Origin of the sequence: Paenibacillus sp. MER 180, assembly GCF_023713665.1 — a bacterium.
Classification (GTDB): domain Bacteria; phylum Bacillota; class Bacilli; order Paenibacillales; family Paenibacillaceae; genus Paenibacillus_B; species Paenibacillus_B suaedae.
Genome location: NZ_JAMAVT010000011.1, coordinates 123,883 through 137,406, shown reverse-complemented (window position 1 = coordinate 137,406; position 13,524 = coordinate 123,883). Strand labels below are relative to the sequence as shown.

Here is a 13,524-nt window from a genome sequence, read left to right as displayed (position 1 = left end):
TGAACAATCCAATTAAAAAAGAAATGATATTCAACTGCTAAAGGGATCGAGAGTCGAAGGCCGAATACCCGATTACTGTAACCCGCTCCCTTTCCGGCATACATATACAAAGGCTGGTGGAACATTCAGAAACACAAAATGAATATTCTCGATATCAAAATAGCGAGCCAAATGCGGCTTCATTTGTTGAGAGTATTGAAAGGCAACGAATAAACCTCCCGGCTTAAGCGATGCGAAAATTTCCTCGATCAGATGATCACGCAACTGTTGCGGAAAGTTGAAGAATGGCAGCCCGCTCAGCACACAATCCAACTGCTCCCTACTTTCATCCCCCAATATCTTGCCTAGCTCACCAGCATCCGGATAAGCAGCGTATTCGGGATAGTTATCCTGCAAACGCGCCAGCAACAATGGATCCTTCTCGAACAAGATCACTCTGGCCGTATCCCGCTTAACCGTATCGATAAATCTGGTAATGGCCCCTGTTCCCGCGCCTAATTCGGCAACATGCTGCACCTCTTGCCAGTCCACAGCATCCATCATGCGCTGCGCGAGAAATCGTGAGCTTGGCGTAATGCTCCCTATCTGTTTGGGCGTTCGAAAAAATGTATTTAAGAACAGTAGCTTTTCCCGAAACATGTTCACACTCATTTGACGTCTCCCTTTCGCTCGTAACCTTGGTTGTTATTATCATATCCAACATGTCTTGGGATCATAGGGAGTTTGCTCTGAATGAGTTCTTAATGAGTTCTGAAGAATTTCTGAAGGGATAGATTCCGCGGATAAAAAAGTGTGGGTAGGTCAAAACCGCTTAACGTCAACTATGATTATATGATTGATCATCCAGCGGTTTCGTAATTTAGTTATATGTGTTCTGTTCCTAGAGTACCATTATACCGATCGGGTATGCCTGCACTTCGGATAGGTTGAGCATCCCCAGAATGCTTGTCCTTGCTTGCTTTTTCTTCTCACCATTGGCGAGCCACATGTACAAGTCTTTGATGCGGATGCTGCGCTTTCCTTACTACCTTGCTTCAACTCTGCTTTTGCTACTTCCATTTCTCGACTACTTTTCTTCGATGTCCTTTTTCCAGGATTCCACTTCCCCCATGAACGCAGCTTGTGTTCAATGAGTGCACCATGCCAATAATCCACTTTGAATTGTTCCGCTTCTTTCTTAGCTGGCCCTGTCAAATCTGATGTCGTAATCAACAAGGACAAAATACAATCGTGATTCCGCTTAGCACCAACAAGTTCACGAACCGTCTGCACAGGAACCTTATGGTGACTTGCATAGCATTTTGCCTGAACAGCGGTCTTCTCTCCCCGGCGATCCGTAATCACAAGATCCACGCCCCCGTCGCTGCCGCCGACTCCAACCTCTGTGACTCCATAACCTTGATCTCTGAAATAAAGGGCCCACAGGCGCTCGAACTCAGCACCCGTCAAGTCTTCCAACTTACTTGATAAGATCGCTTCATCTTCACGACAACGTGTTGAGGCTCTATTTGTAGTACCTCGCTTTGCCCGGTTTTGCGGTAATCTTCCATTCTTCTTCGATGGCTTCTTTCCTTGAATCGCAACCAAGATCGAAGCTCCAAGCAACATGGCTATCATAACAGCTGCGATTAACATCCATTCACTGCTTCCCATGTACATATCTCTCCTGTTGTTTATATATCAACATTTTACAACCTGGAAACATTTTGATAAACCCTTGAAATATATTCCTCCTTAATTAGAGCATCGCAACAATACTAAAACAAATAAGCCCTTATCACCCTCGCGAGGATGGTAAGGACTTCAACTTTCAACTTATTTCGAGAGAAGGGCATGAACTTCCTACCTTCATGCGCTGCTGTCGCTCAGATTTATATCATTCAGCTATGTGCCGAACCGCTTGCGATACCCGCACTTGCGGCACAGCTCCTCCACAGCTTCTCTGCGGGAGAATCCGTAGAACAAGTTGTTCGCTCGCTCGCTTTCTACAATATCCGAGAATGAGTCACGGTTCACATTGCCGAGATTAATAACCCCTTCGCCATCCAAGCAGCACGGTACAACGGTTCCGTCCACGAGTATCGCAGCTTGGGAACGAAGCGCATGGCAGAAGCCTTTGCCCTCATCCTCCGGAGCGCTCAAGCTTGGCCATTCAAATTCATGGTCTTGATTCAAATAAACACGATCCGCAATCTTAACACCGCTGCCCGGAACGATCTTCTCTTCAATTCGATAGTCCAAATTGAATTCTTTTTCAATAATTTCAAGCGTCTCGCGGTTGCGATTACGCTCCATGTTCGTTTTATTATCCTGCGTCAAATTCCATAGTCGGAACGAGAAGATAACCTTATGCTCTTCAGCTTCACGCACGAACTCCAAAATATCAGCAAGATACTTATCACGGTTCTCCGAGCCAATATGACCATCGAAGCTATGAAGCGAGAAGTTCATCTGACGCAACGCTGGCTTGCCCAGCAGCTTATGCTTGTTCTTGCGTATAAGTGTACCGTTCGTTGTAATGTTGACCTTGAAGCCCTTCTCATGGGCTGCATCTAATAATTCATCGATCTTCGGATGGAGCAAGGGCTCCCCTTTGACATGCAAATAAATATGATTCGTATGCGGCTTAATCTCATCTAGAATATGATTGAATGCATCCAGCTTCATGAAGTTTGCCTTGCGTTCTGTCGGCGGACAGAACGTACAAGCCAAGTTGCATACACTGGTCAGCTCTATATATACTTTTTTGAACGTTTTCAAGATTGTTCCCCATTCTATTGTAGTAGTTCCGTACTGTCCTCACCCTCTACTATGCACGAAAACGTCCCTGCATTCAACTTAATCTGGGGCGGAACATACAGGAACTAGTACGGCAGAGCAGAATTCCATCACCGAAAACGATGGATTGTAGCGAAGAATAGGGGGTAACATACACACGTCACATGTGAATATCGATTGCTTGATGGGTTGATCGGAGTGCATCCTTTTGCCGAACTTGAGATAGTTCCTAGGTTCGAGAAGTATCCAAAATGCGCAAACGCTAAAGAGGCCCTTATTGAGAAGGGCCCCACATTGACCATTTAAAGGTCGAGTTTCAAGATAAACTCTGTTTCTGAAGCAATCCCATTACTTATACACTTGAGTTCGATCATCCGATAGTTCTTCAATCGTTATGTAATCAAAATGTGCCTCATACCCTTCACCCTGCGGACTGCATGCATAGATGCCCACTTGAATTGGCTTCGACTCCTGCTCGAACAAATGGGTCATGCGAAGCTGCTTCCAAGCGGAACCATCCAGCGAGTAATCGACATAAAAGTCGTTGCCAATTCGGGAAATACGGAAGTAGACCGGAGCATCCCCATTATCCACTTCTTGTGTCGACCAGTCAGAATACCCATGGTTCGTGACGACTGCGCCGAGCTTATTGCTGGCATCCGGAATATATTCTACAGATGTTTTGAGCCAAGTGTCTGGCGAATAGCGAACCATTAGCCCTGCTTGGTCATAACGGTGAACAGGATAGGAATATACCTTGGTCGTCAGCCTGAAGTTCCCCTCAATTTCTGTATATAGAAAATGTCCATTATCGACTTCAAAGCCATAATGTGTCTTTTGCCAGTAATCGGTTTCTTTGGCGGTGCGAACAATGAGTTTTGCAGATTCTTGATTGGTCTCCCACGCTCGAGGCGGCGAGTACCACATCAAGTTCGTGTTCAATTGTTCATGTTCAAAATTTTCATGCAGTCGAATTGAATTGCTCATCTGAATTGCCTCCATGTCGTAGTCTCTCTTCCATCATAGGAGGAATCATCTCTACTGTACAGGGCGCAATTAAGATTACGGCGCATCTCCTACATTATGTTGTGACCTGCGGAGAGTCCTGTTCCAAAATAATGCCATTCAATACAAGTCGAACAGGAGCACTAATCGTATCCCCAACCGGACATGTACGCTCAATGAACTGCACGAATTGTTCGATCTGCTCATAGGAAGCATTGCTCTTCACATGGATGTTGTAGCGAATTTCAGAATAGCCTCGGCGCACGTCAGATTTGTTCATGAAGCCATCTGTATCCAAATCCCCCTCAAGCTCCACCCAAAATTGCTCCAGCTCAATATTGAATTTACGGGCATATGCTCTTGCCACGATGGACTGGCAGGCGCCTAACGCACACAGTACGACTTCAACCGGATTCATTGCCGTATCCGTACCGCCTAGCGATTTTGGCTCGTCAATCGTAATCTCGAAATTCCGTGATCTTGCCTTTACAACCATTCCCTTTTGCAAATGTGCAGAAGCAGTAAATGTTTCAAGTGGCATTCACATAACCTCGCCTTCCTATTTTAACCAACATTATATCACAGTTATAAATATGAATAGTATGAATGTTATCTTGCTTTCCAGAAGGGAAAGGGAGATTGCAACTTTCTGCAATCTCCCTACTATGGTCGAGCCGCAAACGAAGCAGCCTTTATTTCAACGACCACACCTGTGTGACCCAATCTGCATAAAAGTCAGGCTCATGAGATACCAGCAGCACTGAACCATTGTAGCTGCGCAGTGCCTCTATAAGGGCCTCCTTCGCCCGAGTATCCAAGTGATTCGTCGGTTCATCCAACACGAGCACATTGCTGTCCGTCAGCATCAATTCGCATAATCGTACCTTAGCCTGCTCTCCGCCGCTTAGCGAGCTGAGCGGCTGCCGAATATGCTCCTCCGTCAACCCAGTCATCGCAAGCAGCTTGCGTATCTGCTGATGTGTCATGTCTGTACGGAATGCGCATAATTGATCAAGCGCGGAATCGTCGGATACGAACAGCTCTTGGGCAAAATAAGCGACCTTCACCCGCTCTCCTTGACGAACATTGCCATGCAATGGGGGTAATTCTCCAAGCAGCGTCTTAAGCAGCGTTGTCTTGCCCACCCCATTATGACCGACAATCGCAATCTTCTCTCCTCGTTTCATCAACAGATTCAGAGGCGAGCATAGCGGCTTCGCATAGCCGATTTGTAGCTGTTCAGCCCTCATAATTCTACCTTCAGGCTCCACATGAACTTGGAAAGAAAATCGCGGCTTCGCACCAGAAGTTGGTCGATCAATCCGCGTCATGCGTTCCAGCATCTTCTCGCGGCTCTTGGCCTGCTTCGCCTTGCGAATCTTATTTTTCTGGACAAAATCTTCGAGTCTGGCAATTTCCTTCTGTTGTCGGCTATACGCTTCGTGCTGCTGCAAATTATTAAGCTCGTATACGCTGCGGAATGCCTCGTAGTTGCCTACATAACGCTTAATATTCTGGTGCTCGACATGAAAGATCGACGTGGCAATTTCATTTAAGAAAGAATTATCATGGGAAATGACCAAGAAGGCTTGCTTATACCCCTTCAAATAGCCCTTCAGCCAATCAATGTGCACCTCATCCAAATAGTTCGTCGGTTCATCCAGCAGGAGAACATGGGGCTCTTCCAAGAGCAATCTTCCTAGAAGCAGCTTCGTGCGTTGACCTCCGCTCAGCTTCTCGACATCCCGATCCAGACCAATATCAAGCAGCCCTAAGCCTGCGGCGATCTGTTCCAGCTTCACTTCAATCTCATAAAATCCCGAATGCTCCAGTCGATGCTGAAGCTCCCCATACTTGGCAAGCCATAACTCCAGATTGTCAGCATCTTCGGCCATCTTGTGTGCCAGCTCCATCAAATTCTGTTCCATGGCATAGAGGTGACCAAATGCCCCGCGCAAATAATCGAGCACGGTCATTCCAGGCTGCAGATCAATATGCTGCTGCAAATAACCTACCTTCACATGAGGCAGCCACTCCACCTTCCCTGCATCCGGCAATAGCTCACCGGACAGGATGCGCAGCAATGTTGACTTGCCCGCTCCGTTGCTGCCTACAATTCCGGCATGCTCTCCCGGAAGCAAGCGAAAGCTAATATCGAGAAATACTTGTTTATCTCCATAAAAATGGGTTACTTCTTCTACAGATAACATACTCATGTCATTCTCTCCTTTGTATGTGCGTAAATGATGCTCAACGCCAAGCGAGAGAACAGCTTCATAAAGAAAGTATTTGCTTGTGTGTATGCAAAAAAGGGCAAGGCGAACGAATCGCCTTGCCCTATACAAATAGCCCATAATAGGTAGTTCAATTTATCCTTAGTGCTGCTGACCAATACGAACAGACCGTGTCTGTTGGTTCCGCTTGGTTCTGCACCCAAAGTTCATGAACGCGTACTTGTATATGAAAAAAGGAATAGGTTCTTTATCCACTGTTCTTCGATTGGCGTTAAGCTAAAAATGGGCAGACTTCTCCCGTCTTAAGCCAATTTCCGTTGAAGAACAGTTGACAATACCGCCATCCCCTTTCTAATCCTCATCATCATAAAATGGTATTACGAGGAAAATGATACACGATCATGGCTTGTCCTGTCAAGAATATGCAAAAACCGCCGCATTCAAAAGATGCGGCGGAATCAACCAGTAGAAAAATAACTTCTTATTGAGCGCTGTTTATAATATGCTGTGGCACTTTAATCTGAGGAACCACATTGTGTCTAGTGTATGTTGAGTTACTTACAAAATGATCCTCAATTTTTCGTCCGGACTCTTCTCCTGACTTGGTATATTCAAAAGTGATACTAATAAGAAAATAATTATCCTTGTTTATCCGATATTTCATTACTATGTTTTTCATGTCGAGCATGATTTGCTTATTACCCTTTTGCTCTGATGTTTTCTTTTCTAAATTATCCTCTTCCTGGCTTGGTGACTCCGACCACAAAAAATGTTCAGCTTCCTTAGCTTTTTCATTTTCCAAATTCACTGTCACGATATAATCATTGCCTTCTGAAATAATGTTCGCTTCATTTGCATACATCTTGATCTGTCTAAAGAGCTCATTCAAATCCATATCCTTCTGTATTTGAGTTGGATTCATCGAATCATCTGGCAACTTCCTCCATTGACCATCATATCCAAGAAAATATGTTCCTTCATTCGTTCTGTACATTTTTTTCGTTAGGTTCACTTCATCAGAATATATCGAACTTTCGAAATATGAACCTATCGGTTCCTTGGTATAGTCATATCTCATTGTAGTTACCTTTGATTCTTGTGTTTTATGGTCTGCTGTCAATGTTTGTGTTTGAACGATATCCAAGGAAAAGCTCTTTACACGTTTATCAGCCTCAATTGCTTTCTGCAATACTTCATCTACAGTGGGCATCGTATTGCCGCATGCCGTTATCCCTAGTAATGATAAGATTGCTAGTAGTATAGTTATCCTCTTTTTCAAAATAACAGCCCCCTAAAATAATCTGCTTTACCCATGTTAGCCAATTTATAAAGAAGGGAACAGTAAGTTAAAACCTATTACTTCAATAAAATAGAAGCATTTAGACATCATCGATACATCTAATGGATACAGCAAGACTGTCGACAGTCTTGTTCTTTAACAGAACACCTCAGTTTGTATTCTCTATTAATTTGGTATGATATGGACAAATAACAGTGCACAAGTATTGGATATATTGCGAAAAATGTGTTGCAAAGGACGTCTTGCCCAAACCTCCATGTTCTCCTTCGACGAGCTTGTACCTAAGGATCTTTTGGTTCGCAAAATCGAATACGGCGCTATCGACGTTAGCTTCATCTATGACCTGTTCTTCGCCACAATTCTTAACATAAAATGTTGCGAACTGTTGATAGATTTTCACCTTGCAACTTCTATATATTTAACGTATACGGAGATGAAAAATATGATTGGTATGAATATTCGTGTGTTGCGTAAAAAGCAAAAATGGAGTCAGGAACAATTAGCTGAGAAGGTAAACGTATCACGACAGACCGTAGCAAAGTGGGAAAACGGGGATGCCTTGCCCGATATTTTTAAATGCAAGATACTCGCTGAACTTTTTCAAGTAACCCTGGATCAATTATCCCGTGATATGAGTGAAGAAGCGGCGAATCAGCTCGTTCCCACGGGGAAGCAGTTCTTTGGTGTTGTGAAGGTAGGAGATCGGGGACAGATTGTAATTCCCAAACAGGCACGCGAAATGTATCAGATACAAGCTGGTGATAAGCTGATTGTCTTGGGGGAAGATGCGACAAAAGGGATTGCCCTCTTAAAAAGCAATCATTTCATGGAATTTGTAGAGATGATCCAAAAAGCTGAGCGGGAGGTAGATGAATCAGAATGAGCAAAATTGTATTTTTTTCGATACCCGCATATGGTCACACCAATCCAACCATTCCGGTGGTAGCCGAATTAGTCAATAGAGGCCATCAAGTTTGGTACTATTCCTTTCTAGAATTTCAGGGGAAAATAGAAGGTGCTGGTGCTGCATTCATTGCTTGTGATGAGTTCTTGCCCCAGCTTTCACAAAAGGAATCGGATCGCAAGGTTGGCAAAGATTTTACAGCATTAATTGAGATGGTTGCCGATACGACCATTGCTTTGGATGAGAAGGTATGTCAGGAATTAAGGGAAATTCAGCCGGATTGTATTGTATCTGACTCTATATGCTTTTGGGGAAAATTATTTGCTAAAAAACTAGAAATTCCATATGTTTGTTCGACTACTACCTTTGCTTTTAATCAGTACACCGCGAAACTGATGAAGCGTGGTTTCATCGATTTATGGAGAATGATCGTGGGTTTGCCCCGAATGAACAGAAAAATTCAGTTGTTAAAGAATCATGGGTATGAAATAGAGAATGTTGTATCGATTGTTCAAAATAATAATGAAACAGACACCATTGTCTATACCTCGAAAGAATTCCAGCCGATGGCGGATACGTTTTCTGAGCGATATGCTTTTGTCGGACCATCCATCAGACAGTCTCCGTCGATACAGATTAATAAAAAAGATAGAAAACTAATCTACATTTCACTTGGGACTATACTGAATCAAAATCAAGATTTTTACCAAAAAGTTATTCAGGCATTTGCAGATACGGACTATGATGTTGTGATGTCAGTTGGTGAAAAAACGGAGATTGCTTCTCTTGGCAACATACCAAGAAATCTTACAGTGAATAACGTCGTGGATCAAATATCGGTATTGCAAACAGCCGATGTATTTATTACCCATTGCGGCATGAATAGTGTGAATGAAAGCCTGTATTTTGAAGTTCCAATGGTTTTATTTCCGCAACATAGCGAACAAGGATTAGTGGCTGATCGGGTTGCAGAACTGGGTGCAGGTTTAAAATTGAAAGGAAAGAAGCCAAAATATTTGGCAGCAGCGGTATCTGAGGTGTTGACGAATCGGACATATCAGGAAAATGCGCAAAAACTGTCAGAAACTTTTCAGAATGCTGGTGGTGCAGTAGAAGCGGCCAATGTGATTCTAACTAAAATTCGAGCGCAGTCTTAATGGTATCTGATAATTTCGTATTGAACTATGGACAAAAAACATAAAGAACTCCCGCGGTATAGATATCACGGGAGTTTGTCTTCAATCTAACTGAATCCAATGGAAATAGCCTTAGAAATATGGTCTCGACAATCGAAATCGTATCCTATTGAGCGTTGTCGATAACATCCTTCGGCACTTTGATTTCGGCCACTTCGTTATGCTTCGTAATTGTGCTCGTCACCTTCATGCTGATCGAAACCTTCTGTCCGTTCTCTTCCCCTTCGAGCACAAGTGTAAAGCCGCTCTTCGTCGGGAAGTAGGTTTCCTTATTCACGCCATATGTCATGGTAAGCGTCTTAACATTCATCTTGCCAAGCGCTTCCGCAGCTTCTTCACCGGATGACTCGGACAACAGCGTCTTCGCCAACTCCTTGCCTTTATCGCCAGACATATCCGTAGTCATGATGTATTCGTTACCTTCCACGGTAATCTTCGAATCTTTCTCTAACGGCTTGAATTTATCGAGATTTTGCGTCAAGCTCATTTGGCTTTTAATGTTCGTTTCCCACTGGCTCTTCAACTCATCCGGAACTTTCGCCCATTCGCCATTGACCTGAGAGTATGCTCCTTCTTTGGTGAAGTATTGTTTAATCGTTTGGTTCGTTTGGTCTGACACAATTGACGTATCTTGATAGAAACCAAGCGGTTCCTTTGTAAAGTCAGTTTTGATTTTAATATCCGATTTTTCTTCTTTGCTGCTGTCGCCTTGAATCCCATTCACTTGCTCAACATGGACATCCATTGAATAGCTCTTCAATGTTTTATCCGCATCCGTAGCCTTTTGAATCAATTCTCCTGCCGTAGGTGTTGCGTTGCCGCATGCTGTAATGCCTAGTACTACCATGATCGCTACGAGTGCTGCCGTCCACTTCTTCAAAACCGTCTGCCTCCCAAAATTAGTATGCTCCCTCATAGTAATCAATATCGATAGACAGACAAAGTGAACGTAGCCCTATTCCGAAACAGAAATTAGTAGAATAGAACTATTAATGCCATAAAAAAAACCGCCAAATCCGTAGATTCGACGGTCTAGGCTATACATTGCGATTACTTAGCGCTGTCCAATACTTCTTGTGGCACCTTGATTTCGCCAATCTCGTTATGCTTCGAGAATGTGCTTGTCATAACCATATTGAGTTCAACTTTCTGACCTTGCTCTTCGACTTCCATAGACATGTCCACATCGGATATTGTTGGTTGGTATGACTCCTTGTTGACACCAAACTTCATCTTAATGCTTTTAATCTTCATTTGCTCAATCATTGCTTCCATTTGAGGATTACTGTTAGAACCAGATTGGGTCATCAACGACTTCGCCAGTTCCTTCATCCCGTCACCGGACAAGTCCGCCGTCAAGATATAGTTAGTACCTTCTTCGGATACCTTCGAATCTTTCGCTATCGATTTGAAGCGTTCCAGGGACTGCTCTGGGCTTGCCCCTTTCTCCGCACCTTCAAGAATTTGTGCCTTCATGTCATCCGGCATCTTCGTCCATTGCCCGTTCACTTGTGAATAAATGCCTTCCTTCGAAATATACTGAACGACTTTTTGCTCACCTTGACCCGCTACGTTCATTGTCATTTCTTGATACAGATTGAAAGGCTCTTTAGTCATGTCGCTTTTCAGTTTTATTTCCGTATTTTGCTCTTGCTTCTGTTCACCTTGGCTAATTGTAAGATCCTGTTTCACTTGGCTGTCCATAGAGAAATTCTTGAGCGACTTGCTTGCATCAATTGATTTTTGAATAAGTTCATCGACAGATGGAACCTGAGCATCCTTTTTCTCTGTCTCAGTTGTCGTCTGTGCTGTAGAAGAGCTGTTTGCTCCAGCAGCGTCTTTTTTATCTCCACAAGCCGTCATGCTTACTACTAATATTGCCCCCAACAATAGTGCAACCCATTTTTTCAAAATTTTTTCCCCCTAAATGTTAGTATACTTACTCATATTAACCAATTCATACGTCTCTGTAACAGGGATTTTAGAACTAAAACATGTGTCAAATTGATGAAGGAACTAGATATTTAGTCCCATTCTCTGTATATTTATCATTTTTAGTTCTACCGTCTATAATCATATATATAGATACATTCTCGGAGGAATCATACATTGAAAAATCTACTCGTTACCGGCTACCGAGCTCACGAACTCGGCATTTATAACAATAAGCATCAGGGAGTTCCTTATATACGCAAAGCGATAGAATCTCGCCTTATTCCGCTAATTGAAGAAGGATTAGAATGGGTCATCACACCTGGCCAGTATGGAGTCGATTTATGGGCTTGCGAAGCTGCTATCTCGCTGAAACAACAATATCCGCAGTTGAAATGTTCCATTATTACGGCGTACGCCAATCCTGAAGCACAGTGGAGCGAGGAGAAGCAAACCTATTTCGAAGAAATTATGCACGGAATCGATTACTATGGCACGGTGAGTAATGCTCCCTACAGTGGCAAATGGCAATTCATCGCAAGGGACGAGCTGCTGTTCCGCAAGACAGATGGCATTCTGCTCGTCTATGATGAGGATTCGGGAGAGGCAAGTCCGAAGTTTACGAAGGAACGCGCCTTGAAGAAGCAAGAGGAAGAAGGCTATATCTATATCAATATCGGAGCAGAGGAAATTCAAGCGATTGCAGATGAGGAGCAAAGCAGCATGTTCTTCGAGTGAAAAATTGTTTTGAATAAAATTCGCTTGGTCTAGTGAAAACGGATATGTATCAAGTATGTAAGGGAGCAGGGGCTTCAGTTAATCCTTCCAAAAAAGTAATCGGTTGACTCTATAAAACCAGCGGCAGCTTTGTGTTGTAAAATAGTACACTGCCGCTGGTTCATTGAATGAATACAGCCATTAGTTCAATCATTTTGCATCATAAATTCCTCTAATGTTATCCTCATTAGTTGAGTATCTTTATATTCTCCATCAAACAATTCTCTTTCATGTAGTACTTTTATCTTGTTAAATCCACATTTTTCATAGCTCTTGATTGCTCTGACATTCACGATTTGTGGATCTATGTAAATATCCTCAACTCCTCGCTCGGTAAATAAATACCGAATGATAAGTTTCAATGCCAGAGTTCCGATTCCCTTATCCCAAAAATCAGTCTCTCCTATAAATATATCTAGTCCGAATTGCGGTTGATCAGGCTTTGCTCCATATTCATGAATTTCATCCTGTTGTAACGGATAGAACTGTAAATATCCTATAGAAGCATTATTAAATTCAATAATACACGGGGTGACATAATGCTCTCCTCTTGCCCGTGGCCCATATTTTCCTATAATCTGTTCCCATGTAAATCTGGTACTTGGACCTTCAATAAAACTTAGGATTTTTTTATCATTCAGCCATTTATATAACAAAGCAAAGTCTTCATCAGCATAAGACATTTTTCTAATCGATACCTGACCATCCGAAGCAAGCATTACGTCTTCCCCCTCTAATGGTTTATTTTGTTAAATCCCATCAGCTAACATCTTGCGATATCTTTTTCATCTCAGTAATTTTGAGGAATAGCAGAATACAAGAACCCTGTTGCTGAAAGTAGTTTTGTTCTGTTTTTGTCGCTCCGCCACATTATTTCCCGGAAAATGTTGCACCCCGCTCATTCCCACACGTTCCACTTAAACCAAACTAGATTCAAGCCTCAAGCTTTTCCCAATATTCGATCTATTGCTGGCTTCGTAAAGCAGGCCAATTGCTCGGGCAGCTCGTCTAGGGAAAACCAACGCATATCTTCAATTGCACCATCTGCCTCATTATTGCGTGCTTCTCCTCCCTGTACTGTCGTATCGTAGATGAGGGACACCCAGTGTTCATCATTTTCGGGACGGATCGTTTCCGCTGTACATATCAATTGGGTCACCGTTATATCAAGGTTAACTTCCTCTTTCACCTCACGGATAACGCATTCCTCTAACGATTCGTACATATCCAGCTTGCCGCCAGGAATGCTCCATGTTCCTTTTTCCGGATTCCGGTTGCGCTTGACCAACAGAATTTCGTCATTGTGATTGCGAATTACCGCTCCAACACCTAATTTCGGGATTGCTATTGTATGATTTGTAACTGTCATTGCCAATCACTCCTTAATCGAATATTCAC

Annotated in this window: 14 protein-coding genes; 3 read left to right on the top strand and 11 right to left on the bottom strand. The window is 43.1% G+C overall.

What is annotated here, in order from left to right; genetic code table 11:
* Nucleotides 1–72: 72 nt before the first annotated feature.
* The 7 genes from M3661_RS18715 to M3661_RS18685 all read right to left on the bottom strand — a co-directional run bounded on the left by M3661_RS18715 (nt 73) and on the right by M3661_RS18685 (nt 7,296).
* Nucleotides 73–651 (bottom strand): class I SAM-dependent methyltransferase, encoded by a 579-nt coding sequence (locus M3661_RS18715; protein WP_175400500.1) that lies wholly within the window; start codon nt 649–651, stop codon nt 73–75.
* Between the two features lie 240 nt (nt 652–891).
* Nucleotides 892–1,653, bottom strand: a complete 762-nt coding sequence (locus M3661_RS18710) for a restriction endonuclease (protein WP_251487475.1) — start codon at nt 1,651–1,653, stop codon at nt 892–894.
* A 231-nt stretch (nt 1,654–1,884) separates the two neighbouring features.
* Nucleotides 1,885–2,760 (bottom strand): radical SAM/SPASM domain-containing protein, encoded by an 876-nt coding sequence (locus M3661_RS18705; RefSeq protein ID WP_065291302.1) that lies wholly within the window; start codon nt 2,758–2,760, stop codon nt 1,885–1,887.
* A gap of 366 nt (nt 2,761–3,126) precedes the next feature.
* Nucleotides 3,127–3,765, bottom strand: coding sequence for a DUF1349 domain-containing protein (locus tag M3661_RS18700; RefSeq protein WP_251487464.1), 639 nt, complete (start codon nt 3,763–3,765; stop codon nt 3,127–3,129).
* Between the two features lie 94 nt (nt 3,766–3,859).
* Entirely contained in the window at nt 3,860–4,324 is a 465-nt protein-coding gene (locus M3661_RS18695; RefSeq protein WP_251487458.1) for an OsmC family protein, read from the bottom strand.
* Nucleotides 4,325–4,475: 151 nt separating this feature from the next.
* A complete protein-coding gene (locus M3661_RS18690; protein WP_251487455.1) occupies nt 4,476–5,999 on the bottom strand; it encodes an ABC-F family ATP-binding cassette domain-containing protein in 1,524 nt (507 codons plus the stop codon).
* 499 nt (nt 6,000–6,498) lie between these two features.
* Nucleotides 6,499–7,296 carry a DUF6612 family protein gene (locus M3661_RS18685; RefSeq protein WP_251487451.1) on the bottom strand — a complete coding sequence of 266 codons (798 nt, stop codon included), beginning with the start codon at nt 7,294–7,296 and terminating at the stop codon, nt 6,499–6,501.
* A 463-nt stretch (nt 7,297–7,759) separates the two neighbouring features.
* Between M3661_RS18685 and M3661_RS18680 the strand changes: the two genes are divergently transcribed.
* Together M3661_RS18680 and M3661_RS18675 are read left to right on the top strand one after the other, a co-directional pair.
* Nucleotides 7,760–8,200 (top strand): helix-turn-helix domain-containing protein, encoded by a 441-nt coding sequence (locus tag M3661_RS18680; protein ID WP_251487448.1) that lies wholly within the window; start codon nt 7,760–7,762, stop codon nt 8,198–8,200.
* Nucleotides 8,197–9,378: a macrolide family glycosyltransferase gene (locus M3661_RS18675; RefSeq protein ID WP_251487444.1), complete on the top strand. Its 1,182-nt coding sequence runs from the start codon at nt 8,197–8,199 to the stop codon at nt 9,376–9,378. Before M3661_RS18680 ends, M3661_RS18675 begins: the two co-directional genes overlap by 4 nt.
* A 145-nt stretch (nt 9,379–9,523) precedes the next feature.
* Here M3661_RS18675 and M3661_RS18670 read toward each other — a convergent pair whose 3' ends face one another.
* Complete coding sequence (locus M3661_RS18670; protein WP_251487441.1) at nt 9,524–10,297, bottom strand: DUF6612 family protein; 774 nt, start codon at nt 10,295–10,297, stop codon at nt 9,524–9,526.
* Between the two features lie 170 nt (nt 10,298–10,467).
* Complete coding sequence (locus M3661_RS18665; RefSeq protein WP_251487438.1) at nt 10,468–11,328, bottom strand: DUF6612 family protein; 861 nt, start codon at nt 11,326–11,328, stop codon at nt 10,468–10,470.
* A 198-nt stretch (nt 11,329–11,526) separates the two neighbouring features.
* Here M3661_RS18665 and M3661_RS18660 point away from each other — a divergent pair, with 198 nt between their 5' ends.
* Nucleotides 11,527–12,087: an SLOG family protein gene (locus M3661_RS18660; RefSeq protein ID WP_251487435.1), complete on the top strand. Its 561-nt coding sequence runs from the start codon at nt 11,527–11,529 to the stop codon at nt 12,085–12,087.
* Nucleotides 12,088–12,272: 185 nt separating this feature from the next.
* Here the strand turns inward: M3661_RS18660 and M3661_RS18655 are convergent, their stop codons facing one another.
* Together M3661_RS18655 and M3661_RS18650 are read right to left on the bottom strand one after the other, a co-directional pair.
* The gene (locus M3661_RS18655; RefSeq protein ID WP_251487433.1) at nt 12,273–12,845 is read right to left on the bottom strand and encodes a GNAT family N-acetyltransferase; all 573 of its coding nucleotides are present in this window, start codon (nt 12,843–12,845) and stop codon (nt 12,273–12,275) included.
* Between the two features lie 221 nt (nt 12,846–13,066).
* Nucleotides 13,067–13,495: an NUDIX domain-containing protein gene (locus M3661_RS18650; protein WP_251487430.1), complete on the bottom strand. Its 429-nt coding sequence runs from the start codon at nt 13,493–13,495 to the stop codon at nt 13,067–13,069.
* Nucleotides 13,496–13,524: the final 29 nt, after the last annotated feature.

Bases quoted from the DNA above. Each gene is read 5' to 3' on its own strand.
- M3661_RS18715 (WP_175400500.1), bottom strand. From the start codon at position 651: ATGAGTGTGAACATGTTTCGGGAAAAGCTACTGTTCTTAAATACATTT.
- M3661_RS18710 (WP_251487475.1), bottom strand. From the start codon at position 1,653: ATGGGAAGCAGTGAATGGATGTTAATCGCAGCTGTTATGATAGCCATG.
- M3661_RS18700 (WP_251487464.1), bottom strand. From the start codon at position 3,765: ATGAGCAATTCAATTCGACTGCATGAAAATTTTGAACATGAACAATTG.
- M3661_RS18695 (WP_251487458.1), bottom strand. From the start codon at position 4,324: ATGCCACTTGAAACATTTACTGCTTCTGCACATTTGCAAAAGGGAATG.
- M3661_RS18690 (WP_251487455.1), bottom strand. From the start codon at position 5,999: ATGAGTATGTTATCTGTAGAAGAAGTAACCCATTTTTATGGAGATAAA.
- M3661_RS18680 (WP_251487448.1), top strand. From the start codon at position 7,760: ATGATTGGTATGAATATTCGTGTGTTGCGTAAAAAGCAAAAATGGAGT.
- M3661_RS18675 (WP_251487444.1), top strand. From the start codon at position 8,197: ATGAGCAAAATTGTATTTTTTTCGATACCCGCATATGGTCACACCAAT.
- M3661_RS18655 (WP_251487433.1), bottom strand. From the start codon at position 12,845: ATGCTTGCTTCGGATGGTCAGGTATCGATTAGAAAAATGTCTTATGCT.
- M3661_RS18650 (WP_251487430.1), bottom strand. From the start codon at position 13,495: ATGACAGTTACAAATCATACAATAGCAATCCCGAAATTAGGTGTTGGA.